This window comes from Variovorax paradoxus (assembly GCF_009498455.1).
Taxonomy (GTDB): domain Bacteria; phylum Pseudomonadota; class Gammaproteobacteria; order Burkholderiales; family Burkholderiaceae_C; genus Variovorax; species Variovorax paradoxus_H.
On record NZ_CP045644.1, the window covers coordinates 4,355,910 to 4,375,370 of the forward strand.

Here is a 19,461-nt window from a genome sequence, read left to right on the forward strand (position 1 = left end):
AATCGTCGCTCCGCTTTGACTGCGCTTCCCGCGCTGATCATTTCCTCAAGCCCACTCTTGACCGCTTGCAACATGGCCACGTCCAAAAAGAACATCCGCGAGTTTGGAAAGATCTTCCAGTACCTCAAAGACCCAGAGCTTCGCAAAAAGGAAGTCGGAGACGCCTTACTTACCGTCGAGGGCGCGGAGATCAGCGGTGAAAGTTTTCAGTACGTTGACTGGAGTCACATCCTGTTCAGGAATTGCGACTTCGTCGGTGCGTATCAGATCAAGATTGGAAACTCCACGGACGTTCGGTACGAAGACTGTCGGTTCTCTGGCATCTTTGGATACGGCAAGACCAACCGTGTTCACTTCTTGCGATGCGCATGGACGGACGGTTCCATAGGGTATGCCGGCGAGAAGAGCACGGCTCTTGTTTTTGAATCTTGTCGGTTCGTTGGCGCCAATCCCGATCGGAATCACTGGGGAGGTGTCGGCAGCGATGGCGAAGCGGAATTCATTCGCTGCACAGCAAAGTACTTTGTCATTGAAGGACACGCAAAGCTCACGCTTCGGCAATGCGAGTTTGAAGATACGAAGTGCACACCCCGAAGCAAGGAGTCGGGCGGTGTTTTCGCTGATGTGTCGATCGAAGACAGCAAGTTGCGTGGTGTGTTCAGCATGGTCCCCGCAGACTTCCAATCCCTCATCATCCGTGACACTCTCATCGAAGGCACCTTCGACATGACAAACGCGACGGTCAAGGGCGACATCCTGATGGAGCGAGTGACTGCCGGTGTGATCCTCGGCTATGTCAAGAATGCCAACAGTTTCACCGTGCGAGACAGCAAGATCGCAGGCAACGGAATGGATGTGTTCGAGGCCTTCGCCGGTGGGATTAGGGCGATCTCGATTGAGGGAACGACCTTCGGCGTAGGCTCGATACGAGGCGGTAACGGCACCGATGGGGTCACGATCGCAGGAGGCTTCTCTCTTAAGGAACCGACCCGCACGTCGAGTGTCAGCCAATCTATTTTGATTCGCGACAGCAAGATCCCCCAACTGCAGTCTCAGCATCTCAATACCAAGAATCTCGTACTCAGGAAGGTGGAGATTGGGGAAGCTGATTTCACGAACACTCGCGCGGAGGTGTTGGAGCTGGACGATGTGAGTTTCACAAGGTCTGTGAATATGAGCGGGGCGCAGATCAAAGAGTTCAAGCAACGTGGGACCACTGACCTCAAGAGGCTAGGTCGGAGCTTGAAGCTGGAAGGCTCCAACATCAAGCTGCCACGTTGAGGCGCAGGAAGACTACGGATGTCCGATCAATTTTCAGCTGCCCATCGCGACGATGGCTGCATCTTCAGGGAGTAGAGCCGAATGGCCGAAGGTATCCAAAGCGGAGAGGCACTTCTCGACCGCCAGCACGACCGGCTGCTGCGCCTGTCGTTCCCCCAGGGCGGCGAACCTGCGGGTGCGCGACTGGTCATCAACCGGCTGGAGGCCAGCGAAGGCGTGTCGCGCGACTTCGAGTACGCGGCCGAACTGCTCTCGAGCAATGCCGACCTGGCGCTCAAAGACCTGCAAGGCAAGATGCTGTGCATCGATCTCGTGCGCGCGGATGGCAGCCTGCGCCACTTCACCGGCATCGTCTTCGCCTTCCGTCTCGTCAAGACCGACGGCAACCTGGCCTTCTATGAAGCCCGACTCGGCCCCTGGCTGAGATACCTGCGCCTGCGTTCGAACAACCGCCTGTTCCACCGCCAGAACCTGAAAGAGCAGACCCAGGCCATCTTCGACGACTACGACACCCTGCCGCAATGGAAGTGGCAAGTCCGCAGCGAGGACCTTCCCATCACCATGGCCGCCCAAGGCGGCGGTGCCCAAGGCGAGAGCGACCACAACTACCTGCATCGGCGCTGGGAAGCCGCCGGCTACAGCTATTGGTACGAGCACACGGCCAAAGGTCACACGCTCGTTCTCGCTGATGACACCACCCTGGCCCAGGCCGTGGACGGGTCGACGCCCGACATCCGCTTCCAGCGCGAAGGCGGTGCCCAGGAAGAAGACGCCATCCACCAGTGGAGCGCCGCACGCACCCTCGTGTCCGGGCGCACGGCTGTCAGCGCCTTCGACTTCAAGAACCCGCGTCCCCAGCACGCCGACATCCCCAGCGGCAACCGGCAGGGTGAGGTCCCTCAGCTGGAAGTGCACGAATACGGCGGCCACCGGCACTTCAAGACCAGCCGCGAAGGCGATGCGCTGGCCACACGGCGCGTCGAAGAGATCGAAGCCATTGCCAAGCACTTCGATGCGCGCGGCAACAACCGGCAGGTACTGCCGGGGCGCTACTTTCGCCTCACCGATCACTTCGGGCGCACCCAGGGCACAGGCCCCGAGAGCGAATTCCTGATCCTGGAGGTCGAGCACAGCGCGAGCAACAACTACCTGCAAGCCGCAGGTGAACTCGCCCAATACAGCAACAGCTTCACCTGCAGCCGTCGCTTCGTTCCCTGGCGTCCCGGCCGCGGCTTCCACAGCGTGGAGCAGCGCGTGATGGCGCCGCAGACCGCCACGGTGGTGGGCCCGTCCGCCGAGGGCAGCATCCACACCGACGAATACGGGCGAATCCGGGTGCAATTTCATTGGGACCGCGAAGGCCAGAACGACGAACGCAGCTCGGCCTGGGTGCGCGTCATGAGCCCGTGGGCCGGCGGCGAGACCGGTGCCGTCTCCACGCCCCGCGTCGGCTCGGAAGTCATCGTGCAGTGCCTGGACGGCAACCCCGATCACCCGATCGTCATGGGCGTGGTCTACAACGCCCAGCGCATGCCGCCATGGAAGCTGCCCGAGCAAAAGGCCCTCACGGGTCTCAAGAGCCGCGAGCTCGCGGGCGCCAGCGGAAATGAGGCCGGAGGCAAGAGCAACCACTTGCTGCTGGACGACACCGAAGGCAAGATCCAGGCGCAGCTCAAGAGCGACCACGACAGCAGCTCCCTGAGCCTGGGACACATCACCCGCATCGAAGACAACGCAGGACGCAAGGACGCCCGGGGCCAGGGCTTCGAGCTGCGCACGGACGGGCACGGTGCGATCCGGGCCCAGGACGGACTCTTGATCAGCACCGAGGCGCGCGCCAACGCCCAGGCCCACATCACCGACATGGGCGAGACGGTGCAGCGCCTGACGCAGGGGCGGGACCTGCACGAGGGCTTGAGTGAAGCGGCGCAGCAGGCCAAGGCGCATGAGACCGGCGATCAGGACGAAGTAACCAAGAGCCTGAAGGCGCAGAACGATGCGATCAAGGGCTCGGGCAGCGGCAACAAGGCCGAGGGCGAGTTCCCCGAACTCAACGAGCCGCATGTCGTGCTGGCCAGCCCTTCGGGAATCGAGGCCACCACGGGAGGCTCGATTCACTTGGTGAGCACCGAGCACCACGCGATCACCAGCGGGGCGCACACGAGCATTGCGGCGGGCAAGAGTTTGCTGGTGAGTGCCAAGGAAGCGGTGCGCATCGCAGCCTTCGAGAAAGGCATTCGCCTGGTAGCGGCGGCGGCGGACATCGACATCACTGCACTCAAGAGTTGCATCAATGTCATCGCCAAGCTCGACATCAAGATGGAGGCCAATCGCATCACCATCACCGCCAAGGAGGAGGTTCTGGTCAATGGCGGCACCAGCTACACACGCTGGAACGCGAGCGGCATCGAGAGCGGCACCAATGGCATCTGGCGCGAGCATGCGGCCGTGCACAGCCTGATTGGGCCGAACAGCAAGGGGTCGCCCAAACTGCCGGAGCCGGCCCAGCTGCCGAAAGGGCAGCTGGATCTGCACAACCACTACATCAAGAGCGATGGCACGCCGCGACAGGCGGTGAAGCAGGGCGAGTACACGGTGGTGGATTCGGAAGGCGGCACCCACAGCGGCAACCTCGATGCCAAAGGGTTCGCGACGGTGTCGGGCTTGCCGATCGGTGGCGCCAAGATCACCTTCGGCCCGGACCCGCGCGATCCTTGGGACGAGGGCAGCTACTTCGGGCCACCGCACGAATGGCCGCCCAAGCCGCTGGACGAGCAATCGACGGCGAGCCCTGCAGGCGAAGCGGGCGCCATGCCTGCTGCGAACCTGCTGTCGGGCAAGGGCGTCCTCGGCGGAGCCAAGGGTGCGTTGGGGCAGATCGGCCAGATGGCCGGAACAGCGCAACAAGCCGTTGCTGCCGTCCAGGCCGTGCAGAAAGGCGGTGCGCAGGCATTGCTGGGACAAGCGGGACAGTTGGCCTCCGGCGCAGCGACCCGAGCGATTGGAAAGGTTGTGGGCGACATGCTCGGCCCGATGGGGGCGCCTGCAGCGGGAGCGGTCGGCAGTGTGGTGGCCGGTGGCATGAAGGGCGGTCTGGCGGGCGCGGCTGCCGCGGCGCAGAACAGCATGAGCGGTGCGGTGGCGTCGGTCGTCCCCAAGCTGCCTGGTGCATTGCCCAGCCTGCCGTCCTTGGGCAGCGTGAACCCTGCGACAGCCATGACCGGCAGAACACCCGGCTTCGCGGGTTGACGGCGGCACAGGCCTCGCCGGTTGCAAGAGCCTGAACAGAACAAGTCAGATCGAGGAAATACAAAAATGACAACGCAGGGAACGCCCGGATCTCAAGAGAGCAAGCCGCGCGAAAAGCAGACTGCGGTCGCGCCGCTCAACGCCATCGCGCCGCAGGACATCGGTGCCGGTGCGGCGCGCTTCGACAAGTGGCTGCGCGACATCAGCAACGACTACGTCACGCTGGAGCGCTTGAGCACCGTGGCCGGCAGTTTGCCTGTCATCGGCAACATCATGGCGTTGATCGACGTGATCATGGACATCGTCCTGATCAGCGGACGGTTCATCAAGAAAGAGGCCGTCGATTTTCTTGCGTGGGTCAACCTGGGCATCAACCTGATCGGTGTCATTCCCGCGCCGCCGAGCATGGCCGCTGCCCGCATGAGTCTGCGTCCGGCGCTGCACCTCGTCAAACAGCAACTCAAGCACAGTGCGTCCAACATCGGCGACGCGTTGATCTCCGTGCTGGTGATGCACCTCAACGACAAGATCGCGGGCGAGATCGAGAAGTTTGTCGACGGTGCGATGAGCAAGCTCTCGGGCATCCTGAGCAATTGCGCGGACAAGGCCGATGGCGTCGTCGACGACCTCATCAGCGTGCTGCGTCGCTGCACTGGCGGCGAAGATCTGTTCAAGATCGCGGGCCCCAAGCCCGAGAGGGGCACCTACAACCCGAAGAAGGAGAGCATGTGGAACCGCATGCTCGCCGCCGCCGACCGCTATGCCAAACAGGCGGCCAACTACGCCGTCAAGGTGGCAGCCGCACGCCTGCCCGACAAGGCCAAGGCGGTGGTCAACATCGTCATCGGCAGCCTGACCGACTTCAAGGGGGCGCTGCGAGCCAAGTTGATGGCGCTGGCCAGCGCCGAGACCGAGCGCTCGATCATGTGGCTGCTCAAGCGCCTGTTTGCCGCCGTGAAGAAATTCAAGGCCAAGCGTGCCGCTGTCGTGCCGCCCACCAAGGGCACCCAGGCGCAGGCCACGAGGCCGGGGCACGAACTTGGCGCCGTGAACACCCAGGCGGGCGCCACGGGAAGTGGCAACTGCTGCAAGCAGGGCGCCGCCAAGGCCAAGACCCGCAAGTCCATCAGCTTCGCCACAGGCAGCGAGAGCTTCACCCACACGGATTTCGTGTTGTCGGCCACGCTGCCCATCGAATGGAGCCGCACCTACAGCAGCGACCTCGAAGCCTATGACCAGGGCGGCTTCGGTGCGCGCTGGCTGATCCCGTACACGACGCGCATCGACGTTGTCGAGTCCAAAGGGCGACGCGCACTGGCCTACCGTGCCGCTGATGGTCGCAGCCACGACATCCCTTGGCTGGCCGTCGGTCAAAGCCATCGCAACGCCATCGAAGAATTCAGTGCCACGCGTGTGAGCGACACGCTGCTGGTGCTCGATTTCGGCAAGCCGTTGCCCACTGGCGAACCGGCTGACTGGCGCGAGAGCTACGAACTCGTGGACACGGTCAGCAGCAAGGCCGCCAGCCAAGGCAAGCAGCACTTCCGTCTGGTGGCGCAACACGCCAAGGACGGTGCCGCGATCGGCCTGCGCTATGACCATGCATTGCCTTCCGGCGAGCAGGTGCTGAGCGATGTCGTCAGCAAGCAGGGCGACGTCACGCTCGCGCATGTCGGCATCCGGCCTCATGCGATCTCCGGGCGCATCGAATCCGTCTGGGAGCTGAAAGACGGACAGGTCGTTCGTCAACTCGCCGGCTACACCCACGACGAGGCTGGCGACTTGGTCGCGGCGCAGGACGAGAACGGTGCCGCCTGGGCCTACCAGTACAGCCGTCACCTCATCACCCGCTACACCGACCGCACCGGCCGCGGCATGAACCTGGCCTACGACGGCACCGGGGCCCAGGCCAAGGCGATTCGTGAATGGGCGGACGACGGCAGCTTCGACACCCGGCTGGAGTGGGACGAGAACATCCGCCTGACCTATGTGACCGATGCGCTGGGCCAGGAAACGTGGATCTACTACGACATCCTCGGCTACACCTACCGAGTCATTCACCCAGACGAGAACGAAGAGTGGTTCTTCCGTGACGACGCCAAGAACATCACCCGCCATGTGCACGCCGACGGCACCACCGACGACTACGTCTACGACGACGCCGGCAATCTGCAAACCCACACCCAGGCCGACGGCAGCCAGATCCACTTCGAATACGACAAGCTCAGCCGCCTGACCGGCGTGCGCGATGCCGAAGGCGGTGCCTGGCGGCGCGACTACAACCCGCAGGGTCACCTCACCGAGGAAACCGACCCGCTCGGCCACAAGACCCAATATGCCTACGACAAGGCCGGGCGACCGGTGCAGATCACCGACGCCAAGGGTGGTGTCAAGAAGCTCGCCTACACCCCGACGGGCGAACTCGCCAGCTACACCGATTGCTCGGGCAAGACAACGACCTGGACCTACGACCCTCAAGGCCGCCTCGCCCAAAGCACCAACGCCGCCGGCCAGGTCACCAAGTACCGCTACACCACGCTCGACGAGCAAACGCTGACGGCGGCCCAGGCGGGAGCCAATCACCCCGGCCAGCTCGAAGAAGTGATCCACCCCGATCAGACCAGCGAGCGCCTGGCTCACGACGCCGAAGGCCGCCTGCTGACGCACACCGACGCCCTGGCGCGCAGCACCCACTACCGCTACGCCGACGCGGGACTCATCGCCGGGCGCACTGACGCTGCAGGCCACACGCTGAGCTACCAATGGGACAAACTGGGGCGCCTCACTCGGCTCGACAACGAGAACCGCAGCCACTACCTGTTCAAGTACGACCCCGTCGGTCGCCTGCTCGAGGAAACTGGCTTCGATGGCAAGGTGACCCGGTACCGCTACGAAGAAACCAGCGGCGTGCTCACCGAAGTGGCCGAAGCAGGGCAGATCACCCGACTCGCCTTCGACCCCTTGGGTCGACTTGTCGAGCGCGAGGCCGCCGCCCAAGCCGAAAGCTTCGCCTACGACGGCAACGGCCGCCTCGTCGAGGCCCGGAACCAGGACGCCAAGCTTCAGTGGTTTTACGACCCCGCCGGCAACCTCACCCGCGAGCACCACGCCGACCTTGCCAGGGGGCACACCGCCATCTGGCAGCACCGCTACAACGAACTCAACCAGAGAGTGGGCAGCACCCGTCCCGACGGCCACACCCAGGAGTGGCTCACCTACGGCAGCGGCCATGTGCACGGTCTGCTGCTGGACGGCCAGGACATCCTGAGCCTGGAGCGCGACGACCTCCACCGCGAAGTCGGCCGCCAGCAGCACAACGGCCTGGCCCAGACGCAAACCTACGACCCTGCCGGGCGGTTGCTCGAGCAGCAGATTACCCACACGAAACCGGCTCCCGGCACCACAGGCACCACCGCCGTCGGCATCCGTCGCAGCTACCGCTACGACAAAGCCGGCCAACTCACCGGCATCGGCGACAGCCGGCGCGGGCGGCTGGACTACCGTTACGACCCGGTCGGGAGATTGCTCGAAGCCCAGAGCCAACTGGGCAAGGAAGTGTTCGCCTTCGACCCCGCCGGCAATATCGCCGACCCGGTGCTGAAGGAGCCCGGCACCGTAGCGCTCGTGCGCGAACAGCGCGTGGCCCCCGGCAAGTTGCTGGACAACCTGCTCAAAGAGTACGCCGGCACGCGCTACAAATACGACGGGCACGGCAACCTCATCGAGCGCACGAAGAACGGGCAAAAGACCCTCTTCAGCTGGGACGGCTTCAACCGCATGGTCAGCGCCAAGAGCGAGGAAGGCACCACAACCTTCCGCTACGACCCGATGGGCCGGCGCATTGCCAAGGCGAGCGGATCGAGAGAGACCCTCTTTGGTTGGGACGGCGACACCATCGCCTACGAAAGCGCAACACCGCTGGACCCCAGGGCCCGGGAGCAGGCGCACACCGTGCACTACGTCCACGAGAAGCACAGCTTCGTGCCGCTGGTGCAGGTGCGCAGACAGCGCCCCCTTCAGCTGAGCCCCACCACCGACGTGAAGGCGCTGATGCAGGCCAACGGCGGGGCCTACGACATCGAGCAGGACCCGTTATGGAACGGGCAGGGACTGCAGCAAGCCAGAGCCGAGCCGTTCAAGCCTGAAGAAATCGCTTTCTACCAGTGCGATCACTTGGGCACGCCGCAGGAATTGACCGATTCAGAAGGCCAAGTTTGCTGGAGCGCGAACTACAAGGCCTGGGGCGAGGCGAAGCAGGCGATCAGCAAGGCGGCCGGGCTCGCGGGGATCGCGAATCCGATCCGGTTCCAGGGGCAGTATTTCGACGAGGAAACGGGGCTGCACTACAACCGGTATCGGTATTTCGACCCCCACAGCGGCAGGTTCGTGTCACAAGACCCCATCGGGCTGGCCGGGGGGCTCCACACCATGGTCTACGCGCCCAATCCGGCTGGATTCATCGACCCGCTGGGGTTGAGGAAATACGTGATCATCGGCGAAGGACAAGCTGCGGTGGAAGCCTATGCTGCGTCCATGCGACTCAAATTTCCGTGCGATGAATTCAGGACCATCGCAAAAGAGTGGGATTCCGTGACTCAAGCTTCCGGTGCATCGGTCGAAAAATTCGGGAGCAAGGAGTGGGAGCAAAAGGCGGTTGCCGGGAATGCCGTCTGGATCAGGCAGCGCGTAGCAGACGGTTATGAGTTCATCGACATCGGAACTGATGGCGCAACCAATCGCAGTCCATTTTATGCAGCCGAGAAGAAGGCATTGATCAGGGCCGGTGGCAAGACATACAGAGCCAATAAGTGTGGAGCCGCGGCTGCCAGAGATGGCACGAAAGAAAGCTCTCGCCCCAAAGCAAAAGGACGATACGGACGATGACGAAACCATTCACCATTCATATTCCAATGCTCCGGAAAAAAGGGATGCTTGAACAAATGAATTCTTTCTACGAAGACATTCTGGGCTATGAGCGAGATCCCGTGTTGAGTATTCTGCGGGTGCCAAATCATTCGAATTTGGCGGTCTGCTTCAAGTATTCAAATTTTTCCAAAGTGGAGAATAAAAAAGATAAAGAGTCGCTCTACGAGTTTTTTGTTGAGAAGAATTTTCCTACTCTTTGCCAAAATTTGAAAGAAAGAGGGGTTGAGTTTGACATGCTTGCACGGACTCCTGGATTCTATTTTGCAAGAATCATGGACCCTTCTGGAAATTCAATAGAAATAATCTCGGAAAGCTTCGAGGACGATCTAAATTTCGACATATCGAGTTGGAATATCTATCAGGATATTGACTGAAATTCCGCGTTGACAGTGAATTTTCGTACAAGCTGAGACGTCTATGACGAAGGAGTTCCATGCACTTACGGTTGAGGAAATTGAAAGATCGATAGAACAGTTAAAAGGCGAAAACCTTCTTCTTGAGGAGGCGGTTTGTATTGCCGAGGAAAATGTGCTGCGCTGCCGATTTTGGGAAGGCGTATCAACATCAAGATTGATCTTGCATATGGTGCGGCGATCGATCCGGTTGATTCGTTTTCCAGCAGGGAAGTCGATGAAATTTCAAATCTAATCTTGACGAGATTGTGATTTGAATTCTGAAACAACTGCTGGGGAAGCTCCTGATTCTGTGCAAAATTTAGTGTGAAGAATCTCGGTGGCTGTGTTGCTGATGGAAATTTGTCTTCCTATGTCGACGGGGTGTTGAGGGACTTAAATGGTTAGAGTATTGGTCCATCTTCACGCAAGCGATATTTCGAGCGGTATTGAGTTTTATAGGGAGTTCGGATTCGCCCTTGCGAGTGATGATGTTGATGGGTCTGGAATCAGAATCGCAAGAATGATTCACAGCGCCGCACCGTCTCTGGTCCTGAATTTTCGTGACAACAACTCTTTGTTGCGCGCCTACAAAGAGGTCGATGGCGCGGACCTTCCCGTGGTGGCATTCGGTCTAATTTCTTCTTGGGATGAAGAGTTCTTCGGTTGGCAGAATTTGATATTCAGGAGTTTTAGCGACCTTGTTATAAAAAACGTTTCTCAACCATGCGGGGAGTGGATTTATTTGAAAGATCCTGCTGGAAATAACATCTTGTTTTCCAATTCTGATTTTTATTGAGATCCAAAGCGCACTGAGCGTCTGCCACCCATGAGCCAAAGACCATGCCCTCCCAACTGATCATCCAAAACCACAACCTCTGGCGCAAAGGCGCCGGTGGTGCCCCCGCAGGTCTTGCTGGCATGGCCGACAGCTATGCCTACGCCGGCCTAGACCTGAACCTCGCCCAGTTCGTCACCACCGTCTTCACCGGCACCAGCTTTGCTGCGTGCACGTTCAAGCAGGCCGGCTGGACCGGATGCCAGTTCTCAGGCTGCACCTTCACCACGTGCGATTTCGAGGGCATTTCCATCTCAGGGTGCACGTTCTCCAACTGCACCTTCTCGCAGTCGCAGTTCCAGCAAAGTCGGCTCAGCGCTTGTCAGTTCAACAACTGCCAGTGGAACGGCTTGAATTTCGACGGGGGTCACTGGTCCGACGTCGCGGTGTTCGGATGCACGGGCACCACGGTTCAGGCCGATGGCCTGCGCGGGGAACATGTGGACTTCACCGGCAGCTACTTCGAGCACTTGGAGATGCGCAACGCGCAAATCAATTGAGGTCGCGAAGCGGCGCGATCTTTCGGAGCACCCATGCCAAGAGGCACCCCCAACCCCAATCCCATGTATGGCATCTACGGCTACAACGACTATTGGAGTGTCGATATTCGCCGCAACAAGGTGCGCATGGTCAAGGCGTTCTACTTCAACACCCACGGCGGTCGCGAGGGCGCATTGGCGCATGCCCAAGCCCATCGGGATCAATTCGTGCGCGAACACTTGCCGGTCTTGAAGCGCGAGATCGCCCAGCGCGTGCGGCGTGACAACAAGAGCGGTGTGGCGGGGGTGTACTTTCGTGAGGAACCGGGCGGGAAGAATCCGATGTGGATCGCGATGACCAGAGTCAGTCCGGAGAAATCGGTCAGCAAGGCTTTTTCGGTCGGGCGGTATGGCCCGCGTGCGCGAGAACTGGCGATTGCCGAACGACAAAAGCAACTCGAGCAGATGACGGGGTATGCCTCGCGCCATCCGGCAGATGGATCGACATCAGCTTCAACCACCCACCACCCGTTGAGCCCGACGGCGGCCGCTTCGTGCTGATCGCGGTGGGCCGGCAGGGCCGCCATTTCCTCGATTCTCGTCACACACCGTTTCACTTCTCCGGCGCTTCCCGTGCACCAGTTCACAGAGGCAAAGCCGCCAGTTGACCGGTGTAAACTGCCCGGTTTTCTCCCCCTCTCTCGGTATGGTGCAAGTGTCACGGCGCACAGGCTTCACCGGCTCGGCGCTCACTCGCTTGCTCGCTCAATTGAGCGACACCGACGTTCCCGAATCCAGGCAAGCCCTCGCGGATCGTTTGAGTCAGTGGTTCAGTTGGACCGATGCCATCTCCTTGTCAGCAGCTTTGGATTCCGATCTGGGCGTCGCCGTGTCCGGCGCCCGGGCGTCCGAGGGCGCCGAGGAGGCGCAGGAGTGCGCGCGCCTGAAGGCCGCCCTGGCCAAGGGCAATGCCGACGGCGGTGTGGCCTCGGTGCTGCCGGGCGCGAACGACGACTTTCCGCCGTACCGCCGTCGCTACTTCGCGCGGCAGCAGGCCATGGAAACGGCCATCGAACCGCTGCGTGCCCGTCTGCGGGCCCGGCTCGCGACCCGCTCGCCCGAGCTGGCCCGGCTGGCCGCGGTGGACGCCATCCTGGAACAGGTGGTGGGCGCCCGCGAACGCAGCCTGCTGGCGAGCGTGCCGACGCTGCTGGAGAAACACTTCAAGCGCTTGCGTGAGGCCGCCCAGGCCACGCAGGACGCCAACCCCGACACCCCCCAGCCGCCACCGACCGCCGCCGGCGGCTGGCTGAACGTGTTCGGCCGCGACATGCAAAGCGTGCTGCGGGCCGAACTGGACATTCGCATGCAACCGGTCGAAGGCCTGCTCGAAGCCCTTCGCGATCGCTAGCCTGCAGCCCCACAAGAGACATCAAGCTTCCATGAACAGATTTTTCCATTACGCCGTCTTCCTCGTGGGCCTGGCCGTCGTGTGCTGGGTCGGTGCCAGCTACGTGGGCCACAACCCGCTGGCCCTGGTGATCACGGCGCTGATCGGCGCGTTCTACCTGATGGGCGCGCTGGAGCTGCACCGTTTCCACCAGGCCACCAACACGCTGTCGCGCGCGGTGGACGACCTGTCGGCGCCGCCGGCCACGCTCGGCGATTGGCTGGCGAACCTGCATCCTTCGCTGCGCAACGCGGTGCGCCTGCGCATCGAGGGCGAGCGCGTCGGCCTGCCGGGCCCGGCACTCACGCCGTACCTCGCGGGCCTGCTGGTGCTGCTGGGCATGCTGGGCACCTTCCTGGGCATGGTGGTCACCCTCAACGGCACGGGGTTGGCGCTCGAAAGCGCGACCGACGTGCAGGCCATCCGCAACTCGCTGTCGGCGCCCGTGCGCGGCCTGGGCCTGGCCTTCGGCACCTCGGTGGCGGGCGTGGCCGCATCGGCGATGCTGGGCCTGGCCTCGGCGCTCTGCCGCCGTGAACGCCTGCTGGCCGGGCAGGCACTCGACACGCAGATCGCCACGTCGCTGCGCGGCCATTCGCTGGCGCACCGCCGCGAAGAGTCGTTCAAGCTCATGCAGCAGCAGGCGCACGCAATGCCCGCGCTGGTCGACCAGCTGCAGGCCATGGTGGCCGCGATCGATCGCCAGAGCCAGTCGCTCAACGAACGCCTCGTCGCCAGCCAGGACAGCTTCCACCAGAAGACCGAGGCCGCCTACACGGGGCTCGCCGCATCGGTCGATCGTTCGCTGAAAGACAGCCTTGCCGACAGCGCCCGCATCGCCGGTGAAACCATCCAGCCTGTGGCGCGCGTGATGCCCGAGCTGGTCGGCCAGCTGCAGACGATGATGGCCGCGATGGAGCGCCAGACCCAGACGCAGAACGACCGCCTCGTCGCGAGCCAGGACAGCTTCCACCAGAAGGCCGAAGCTGCCTACAGCGGCCTGGCCGCCTCGGTCGATCGTTCGCTGAAGGACAGCTTGGCCGACAGCGCCCGCATCGCCGGTGAAACCATCCAGCCCGTGGCGAAGGTCATGCCTGAACTGGTCGGCCAGCTGCAGACGATGATGGCCGCGCTGGAGCGCCAGACCCAGTCGCAGAACGACCGCCTCGTTGCCAGCCAGGACAGCTTCCACCAGAAGGCCGAAGCCGCGTACAGCGGTCTGGCCGCATCGGTCGATCGTTCGCTGAAAGAAAGCCTCACCGACACCGCTCGCATCGCCGGCGCCACGATCCAGCCCGTGGTCGAGGCGGCCATGCTCGGCATCGCGCGCGAAGCGGCCTCGCTGCAAGGCGGCATGGCGCAGGCCGTCGAACGGCAGCTCGAAGGCCTCACGGGCCGCTTCGAGGCCTCGACCGCCGGCGTCGCCGACACCTGGAAGGCCGCGCTGGCCGAACACGAGCGCGCGAGCGGGGCGCTGTCGAGCGACCTGCGCGGCACGCTCGAACGCTTTGCCGAGACCTTCGAGCAGCGCTCGGCTGCGCTGGTCGATGGCGTGTCCGCCCGCCTCGAGAGCACCGTGGGCAGCGTGTCCGACACCTGGGGCAGCGCGCTCGCGCAGCATCAGCGCGTCAGCGAAAAACTGTCGGGCGATTCGCACCAGGCGGTCGCCGCCGCGGCCGCCACGTTCGAGCAGCACTCGGCCGCGCTGCTGCGCACCGTGGGCGAAGCGCACACCAGCCTGCAGACCGAACTCGCGGCGCGCGATGCGCAGCGCCTGTCGGCCTGGAGCCAGTCGCTCGAAGCCATGGCCGCGTCGCTGCAGAAGGAATGGCAGCAGGCCGGCGCGCACACGCTGAGCCAGCAACAGCAACTGAGCGACACGCTGGCGCAGGCCGCGCGCGACGTGTCGGCGCAGGCCGAGGCGCATGCGAAGCAGACCGTCGCCGAAGTCGCGCAGCTGCTGCAGGCCGCGTCGGACGCACCGCGCGCCGCCGCTTCGCTGCTCGACACCGTGCGCGAGGCGCACGCCAACCTGCAGACCGAACTCGCCACGCGCGATGCGCAACGCCTCGCCGCCTGGAGCGGCTCGCTCGAGACCATGGCCGCCTCGCTGCAGAAGGAATGGCAGCAGGCCGGCGCACACAGCCTGAGCCAGCAGCAACAGATGAGCGAGACGCTGGCGCAAACGGTGCGCGACATGTCGGCGCAGGCCGAGGCCAATGCCAAGCAGACCGTCGCCGAAGTCGCGCAGCTGCTGCAGGTGGCGGCCGAAGCCCCGAAGGCCGCAGCCGACGTGATCGCCGAGTTGCGCCAGAAGCTGTCCGACGGCATGGCGCGCGACAACGACATGCTCGAAGAGCGCAGCCGCATCCTCGGCACGCTCGAGACCTTGCTGGGTGCGGTGAACCATGCCTCGACCGAACAGCGCAGCGCCATCGACGCGCTCGTCACGGCCTCGGCCGACATGATGGAGCGCGTGGGCAGCCGCTTCACCGAGAAGGTCGAGAGCGAGACCGAGAAGATGGCCGGCATTGCCGCGCAGATCACCGGCGGCGCGGTCGAGGTGGCGAGCCTGGGCGAGGCCTTCGGCTTTGCGGTGCAGCGCTTCGGCGAATCGAACGACAAGCTCGTGGCGCACCTGCAGCGCATCGAAGGCGCGCTCGGCAAGTCGCTGGCGCGCAGCGACGAGCAGCTGGCCTACTACGTGGCGCAGGCGCGCGAGGTGATCGACCTGAGCATCATGTCGCAGAAGCAGATCGTCGAAGACCTGCAGCAGTTCGCAAGCCGCCAGACGGCCGTGGGCAGCGAGGCCTGAAATGAAGCTCTCCCCCAGGCTACCCTCGCTGCGCGAGGTCCGCCAACCCCCTCACCGGGGGCAAACCCAGCGGCCCGGCAAAGCCGGTTCCGCGGGTTTTCTGGCATTGGGTTGCGCCAGTTTCATAGGGCTCGCCCGTAGCAGATGGGAAATGGATCACTGACATGGTGCGTGACGAAATTGACCTCGACGCCGGCCTGGAGCCGACCGTCCCCGTGTGGGCGGTGTTCGGCGACCTGATGGCGGGCATGCTGGGCGCGTTCGTGCTGATCCTGGTGTGCGTGCTCGGCATGCAGCTGGACCTGGCGAGCCGCCTCGAAACCGAGGTGCAGCAGCGCCGCGCCGAATCGCAGCGCCGCGAGGCGCTCGAACAGGCGCTGGCCGGCCCGCTTGCCGCGGGCCGCGTCACGCTCAATAACGGCCGCATCGGCATCAGCGGCAGCGTGCTGTTCGCCTTCAACTCCGCCGACCTGCAACCTGGCGGACGCCAACTGCTGAAAAGCCTGGCCGGCCCGCTGGGCGCCTATCTGAAGACGCGCGACGAGATCCTGATGGTGAGCGGCTTCACCGACGACCGGCAGATGCGCGAAGGCGCGCGCCTGTTCGCCGACAACTGGGAGCTGTCCGCCCAGCGCGCGCTCACTGTGACGCGCGCGCTGATCGAAGAGGGCGTGCCCTCGTCGTCGGTGTTTGCCGCCGCGTTCGGCGCCGAGCAGGCGGTGGCTTCGAACGGCGACGCCGAAGGCCGTGCGAAGAACCGGCGCGTGGAGATGGCACCGACACCCCGGCCAAAGAACACGCCCGACGCTGCGAAGCCCCGTGAGTAACGACGACACAGCGCCGGACGATCAGGTCGACGCCGTCGCAGCGCTCGACGCCTGGCGCGCGCGCGGCGACGACCGCTTCGACCCGGTGCGCTTCCGCTTCATCGAGGCGATGGCGCAGCGCGCGGCGGTGCACGAGGGTGAGACGCGGCGCCTGCTCGACGCGCGGCTGGCCAGCCTCATGGCGACCTACCGTGCCGATCTCGACAAGGTCGCTCCCGAGGCAGACGCACCGGCCGATGCACCGCTGCACACCGCGCTCGCAGAGCTGATGATGCACATCGCTCAACTCGCGCCGCTGCCGCCCCCGCCCGACGGGGGAGCTACCGACGGTGATGCCGTGCCCAGCCTGTCGACCGCGCCCGAACTCAAGACGCTGAGCTACTTCCGCAGCACGTGGTCGAAGCTCGCCGCCGACCAGCGCGTGACGCAATCGCTTGCCAAGGTGCCGAAGAACGCCGGCCCGCTCAACACGCACCACCTCGTGCAGCGCGCGCTCACGCTGATGCGCGACCTGTCGCCGCAGTACCTGCAGCGCTTCATGGCGCACGTCGATGCGCTGTTGTGGATCGAGCAGGTGAACGCCGCCGCCGAAGCCGCGCGCGTGGCGCGCACCGAAAGCCCGCGCAAGGGTTCGCGCAGCCGCGCCGGCTGACGGCCGCTCAGCGCGGCCAAAGCCACCAGGCCAGTCCGGCCGCGACCAGCACCCAGATGCCGATGACCAACGCCATGCCGACCCGGCTCGTCGGCCGGCGGCCGTTGCGCACCATCCAGTCTTCGGCGCGCTCGCGGCTGCGCACGATGACCTCGGCCGGCAGCAGGCGCACCGCGAGCCAGATCAGCGCGGGCAGCAGCAGCACGTCGTCGAGGTAGCCGAGCACGGGAATGAAGTCGGGAATCAGGTCGATGGGGCTCAGCGCGTAGGCCACGGTGAACCAGCACAGCGCCTTCGGCAGCCACGGCGTGGCGGGGTCGCGGCAGGCGAACCAGAGGGTGACGGCGTCGCGCTTGATGCGGCGCGCCCAATCGCGGAGGTTCATCGTGGCCCAGCCATCAACCCGCGCTGCGCGGCCCGAACATGATGATGCCCATGCCGACAAAGCACACGGCCACGCCGACCCAGTCGCTGGTGGACGGCGTCACCTTGTCCACGGCCCAGAGCCACAGGATCGCCACGCCGATGTAGACCCCGCCGTAGGCCGCATACACGCGGCCGGCAGCGGTCGGGTGCAGCGAGAGCAGCCACGCGAAGAGCGCCAGGCTCAGCGCCGCGGGCACCAGCAGCCAGATCGACTGGTTCTGCCGGAGCCACAGGTAGGGCAGGTAGCAGCCGACGATTTCCGCGAGCGCGGTCGCGATGAAAAGTCCGAAGGTCTTAAGCAGGTCCATGGCCGCCATTGTGGCGGCCGACCGTTGACGTCAGGGCTGTCGTCCGGGCCCCGTGCCCGGGCGCGACGACGGTTCCCACACGTCGGGCGTGGTGGCGACCAGCGATTTGAAATCTTTCCACGGCCGCGCGCCCGGCACGGTGCGCCCGCCGACGATCACCACCTTGGCGTAGGCCACCATGCGCTCGCGCAGGTAGCGCCGTTCGGACTCGGGCCAGGTTTCGATGGCGTGCGGGCCGCGCGACAGCACGATCTCCTTCACGCCGCGGATGCGGTTGTAGGCGGCGACGGTGCCTTCGAGCGATTCGGCGCGGTCCCACAGGCCCTTGCCGAAGAAGGCGGCGGGCCAGCGGTCCATGCCCGCGAGCGTGGCGGAGTTCGGATAGAAAAGGATGTGGTGGTCCGCCGCCATGCCGCCGAGGAACAGGTTGCGGTCGGCCAGGTCGGGCGCATCGGGCAGGTAGCCCGCGCCGCTGGCGAACGACGACAGCAGGATGGCGCCGCGGATGTTGCGCCAGCCGCGTGCCGGCGTGCAGTGGGGCACGGGCATGTCGAAGCTGCAGGCGGCCACGTAGTTGCGCGTGAGCGCCCAGGCGGTCGACATCGAGCCGCGCGAGTAGCCGCCGAGCACCAGCGGAATCTCGCTGGCCTTCTGGCCCGCGAGCAGGCGCCCGCGCGCGGCGTTGCCTTCGAGCAGCTGGCCCGAGGGCGTGAGCAGCCGCAGGCCCTGGCCGTGTTCGAGTTGCGCGAGCACGCGGAACACGTCTTCGCCTTGCTCCAGCGTGTTGGTGTCGCTCACGCCGCCCGACAAACCTTCGCCGCGCCGGTCGTAGGCCAGCACGTCGAAGCCGGCCTGGTTCAACGCGTGCAGGTTCTCGCGCCACCAGCGCTGGCCCATGGCCTCGGTGGTGCCGTTGGGGAACGACACCGGCACGGCCTTGCCGCTCGCGCCGTCGATGCGGTAGGCCACTTCGTCCGGATGCTGGATGGCCGTGAGCTGCCCGCCGCCGCCCGCCGCCATGACCGCGAGGGCGCGCACCTTGCGGCCGCTGCCGTCGTCCACGCCCGCGCCTTCGAGGTACCAGCCGCGCAGCTTGATCGGGTCGCTGAGTTTCAGGTCGAGCCGCTCGAAGGTGTCGCGCGGCACGGTGAACTCGACGATGTGGGTGCGCGCGTCGGCTTCGGCAATGCCTTCGCGATAAGGCGCCTTCGCGAAGAAGGCGGGGCGACGGATCTGCTTCAGGTCGACCTTGGGACTGTCGGCATCGATGCGCCCGGCCGGATCGACCGCGCCGGTCACGCGCGTGGCGCGCGCCTTGTTGGGCGGCAGCCAGCGCTGCATCTGCGCGTTCACCCGCGCGAAGCAGTCCGGCTCGGCCTTGCAGGTGCGCCATCGCGCCTTGAGCTGGTCGTCGGTGAACTGGCCCACGTGGTAGTCGCCGCCCGCGTAATTGGTGGGCACGGGGTAGGCGCTCATGAGCACGGGCACGCACACGCGCGGGCCGCCGGCGTTCACCGCGGTGCCGGCCTGCGGCAGCAGGTAGCCGCCCACGCGCGCATTGCGGTCGGCGCCGACCCATGCGACGCAGTCGGTCGGGGGCGGCTTGCTCGCGGCGGCCAGCCGCTGGGCGGCGGTGGTGCCGGTGGTGCAGGCCGACAGGCCCAAGAGGGTACCCAGCAGGGCGAGCGAAAGGGTGGCACGGAATGGGCGCATGTGGCGGAGAACGCTCGCGGAAGGAAGGACCATGCAATTGGAACGCAGCCGGTGCGCAAAACAGAGCCGCGCAGGGCAAGACGTGAACAAATGGATGCCGATACT

Annotated in this window: 15 protein-coding genes; 12 read left to right on the plus strand and 3 right to left on the minus strand. The window is 64.5% G+C overall.

Annotated elements, in window-relative coordinates; genetic code table 11:
• The first annotated feature begins 72 nt into the window (after positions 1 to 72).
• The 12 genes from GFK26_RS20100 (at position 73) to GFK26_RS20155 (ending at position 16,909) form a co-directional block, all read left to right on the plus strand.
• Complete coding sequence (locus GFK26_RS20100) at positions 73 to 1,281, plus strand: hypothetical protein (protein ID WP_153283527.1); 1,209 nt, start codon at positions 73 to 75, stop codon at positions 1,279 to 1,281.
• 81 nt (positions 1,282 to 1,362) lie between these two features.
• Complete coding sequence (locus tag GFK26_RS20105; protein WP_153283528.1) at positions 1,363 to 4,530, plus strand: type VI secretion system Vgr family protein; 3,168 nt, start codon at positions 1,363 to 1,365, stop codon at positions 4,528 to 4,530.
• 66 nt (positions 4,531 to 4,596) lie between these two features.
• Positions 4,597 to 9,414: an RHS repeat-associated core domain-containing protein gene (locus GFK26_RS20110; protein ID WP_153283529.1), complete on the plus strand. Its 4,818-nt coding sequence runs from the start codon at positions 4,597 to 4,599 to the stop codon at positions 9,412 to 9,414.
• Positions 9,411 to 9,830 carry a VOC family protein gene (locus GFK26_RS20115; protein ID WP_153283530.1) on the plus strand — a complete coding sequence of 140 codons (420 nt, stop codon included), beginning with the start codon at positions 9,411 to 9,413 and terminating at the stop codon, positions 9,828 to 9,830. The genes GFK26_RS20110 and GFK26_RS20115 overlap by 4 nt, the downstream gene beginning before the upstream one ends.
• 43 nt (positions 9,831 to 9,873) lie before the next feature.
• Positions 9,874 to 10,104: a hypothetical protein gene (locus tag GFK26_RS20120; RefSeq protein WP_153283531.1), complete on the plus strand. Its 231-nt coding sequence runs from the start codon at positions 9,874 to 9,876 to the stop codon at positions 10,102 to 10,104.
• 267 nt (positions 10,105 to 10,371) lie between these two features.
• Positions 10,372 to 10,647, plus strand: coding sequence for a hypothetical protein (locus GFK26_RS20125; RefSeq protein WP_153283532.1), 276 nt, complete (start codon positions 10,372 to 10,374; stop codon positions 10,645 to 10,647).
• A 44-nt stretch (positions 10,648 to 10,691) separates the two neighbouring features.
• Entirely contained in the window at positions 10,692 to 11,186 is a 495-nt protein-coding gene (locus GFK26_RS20130; protein ID WP_153283533.1) for a pentapeptide repeat-containing protein, read from the plus strand.
• 63 nt (positions 11,187 to 11,249) lie between these two features.
• A complete protein-coding gene (locus GFK26_RS20135) occupies positions 11,250 to 11,726 on the plus strand; it encodes a hypothetical protein (protein WP_153283534.1) in 477 nt (158 codons plus the stop codon).
• Between the two features lie 145 nt (positions 11,727 to 11,871).
• Positions 11,872 to 12,576 (plus strand): DUF3348 domain-containing protein, encoded by a 705-nt coding sequence (locus GFK26_RS20140; protein ID WP_153283535.1) that lies wholly within the window; start codon positions 11,872 to 11,874, stop codon positions 12,574 to 12,576.
• Positions 12,577 to 12,607: 31 nt separating this feature from the next.
• Positions 12,608 to 15,430, plus strand: a complete 2,823-nt coding sequence (locus tag GFK26_RS20145; RefSeq protein WP_153283536.1) for a DUF802 domain-containing protein — start codon at positions 12,608 to 12,610, stop codon at positions 15,428 to 15,430.
• A 164-nt stretch (positions 15,431 to 15,594) separates the two neighbouring features.
• Entirely contained in the window at positions 15,595 to 16,257 is a 663-nt protein-coding gene (locus tag GFK26_RS20150; protein ID WP_194273915.1) for an OmpA family protein, read from the plus strand.
• Positions 16,250 to 16,909, plus strand: coding sequence for a DUF2894 domain-containing protein (locus GFK26_RS20155; RefSeq protein WP_153283537.1), 660 nt, complete (start codon positions 16,250 to 16,252; stop codon positions 16,907 to 16,909). The genes GFK26_RS20150 and GFK26_RS20155 overlap by 8 nt, the downstream gene beginning before the upstream one ends.
• Positions 16,910 to 16,916: 7 nt before the next feature.
• Here GFK26_RS20155 and GFK26_RS20160 read toward each other — a convergent pair whose 3' ends face one another.
• From GFK26_RS20160 to GFK26_RS20170, 3 genes are read right to left on the minus strand one after another with little or no spacing between them, the layout of a single operon-like run.
• A complete protein-coding gene (locus tag GFK26_RS20160; RefSeq protein WP_153283538.1) occupies positions 16,917 to 17,294 on the minus strand; it encodes a YkvA family protein in 378 nt (125 codons plus the stop codon).
• A gap of 13 nt (positions 17,295 to 17,307) precedes the next feature.
• Positions 17,308 to 17,643 (minus strand): YnfA family protein, encoded by a 336-nt coding sequence (locus tag GFK26_RS20165; RefSeq protein WP_153283539.1) that lies wholly within the window; start codon positions 17,641 to 17,643, stop codon positions 17,308 to 17,310.
• Positions 17,644 to 17,673: 30 nt separating this feature from the next.
• On the minus strand, positions 17,674 to 19,356 hold the full coding sequence (locus GFK26_RS20170) for an alpha/beta hydrolase (protein ID WP_153283540.1): 1,683 nt from the start codon (positions 19,354 to 19,356) through the stop codon (positions 17,674 to 17,676).
• Positions 19,357 to 19,461: the final 105 nt, after the last annotated feature.

What these genes read in the sequence shown, in the direction of transcription:
- GFK26_RS20145 (WP_153283536.1), top strand. Translation starts at nt 12,608, where the DNA reads ATGAACAGATTTTTCCATTACGCCGTCTTCCTCGTGGGCCTGGCCGTC.
- GFK26_RS20140 (WP_153283535.1), top strand. Translation starts at nt 11,872, where the DNA reads ATGGTGCAAGTGTCACGGCGCACAGGCTTCACCGGCTCGGCGCTCACT.
- GFK26_RS20125 (WP_153283532.1), top strand. Translation starts at nt 10,372, where the DNA reads ATGATTCACAGCGCCGCACCGTCTCTGGTCCTGAATTTTCGTGACAAC.
- GFK26_RS20165 (WP_153283539.1), bottom strand. Translation starts at nt 17,643, where the DNA reads ATGGACCTGCTTAAGACCTTCGGACTTTTCATCGCGACCGCGCTCGCG.
- GFK26_RS20120 (WP_153283531.1), top strand. Translation starts at nt 9,874, where the DNA reads ATGACGAAGGAGTTCCATGCACTTACGGTTGAGGAAATTGAAAGATCG.
- GFK26_RS20135 (WP_153283534.1), top strand. Translation starts at nt 11,250, where the DNA reads ATGTATGGCATCTACGGCTACAACGACTATTGGAGTGTCGATATTCGC.
- GFK26_RS20170 (WP_153283540.1), bottom strand. Translation starts at nt 19,356, where the DNA reads ATGCGCCCATTCCGTGCCACCCTTTCGCTCGCCCTGCTGGGTACCCTC.
- GFK26_RS20150 (WP_194273915.1), top strand. Translation starts at nt 15,595, where the DNA reads ATGGTGCGTGACGAAATTGACCTCGACGCCGGCCTGGAGCCGACCGTC.
- GFK26_RS20100 (WP_153283527.1), top strand. Translation starts at nt 73, where the DNA reads ATGGCCACGTCCAAAAAGAACATCCGCGAGTTTGGAAAGATCTTCCAG.
- GFK26_RS20160 (WP_153283538.1), bottom strand. Translation starts at nt 17,294, where the DNA reads ATGAACCTCCGCGATTGGGCGCGCCGCATCAAGCGCGACGCCGTCACC.
- GFK26_RS20105 (WP_153283528.1), top strand. Translation starts at nt 1,363, where the DNA reads ATGGCCGAAGGTATCCAAAGCGGAGAGGCACTTCTCGACCGCCAGCAC.
- GFK26_RS20130 (WP_153283533.1), top strand. Translation starts at nt 10,692, where the DNA reads ATGCCCTCCCAACTGATCATCCAAAACCACAACCTCTGGCGCAAAGGC.
- GFK26_RS20115 (WP_153283530.1), top strand. Translation starts at nt 9,411, where the DNA reads ATGACGAAACCATTCACCATTCATATTCCAATGCTCCGGAAAAAAGGG.
- GFK26_RS20110 (WP_153283529.1), top strand. Translation starts at nt 4,597, where the DNA reads ATGACAACGCAGGGAACGCCCGGATCTCAAGAGAGCAAGCCGCGCGAA.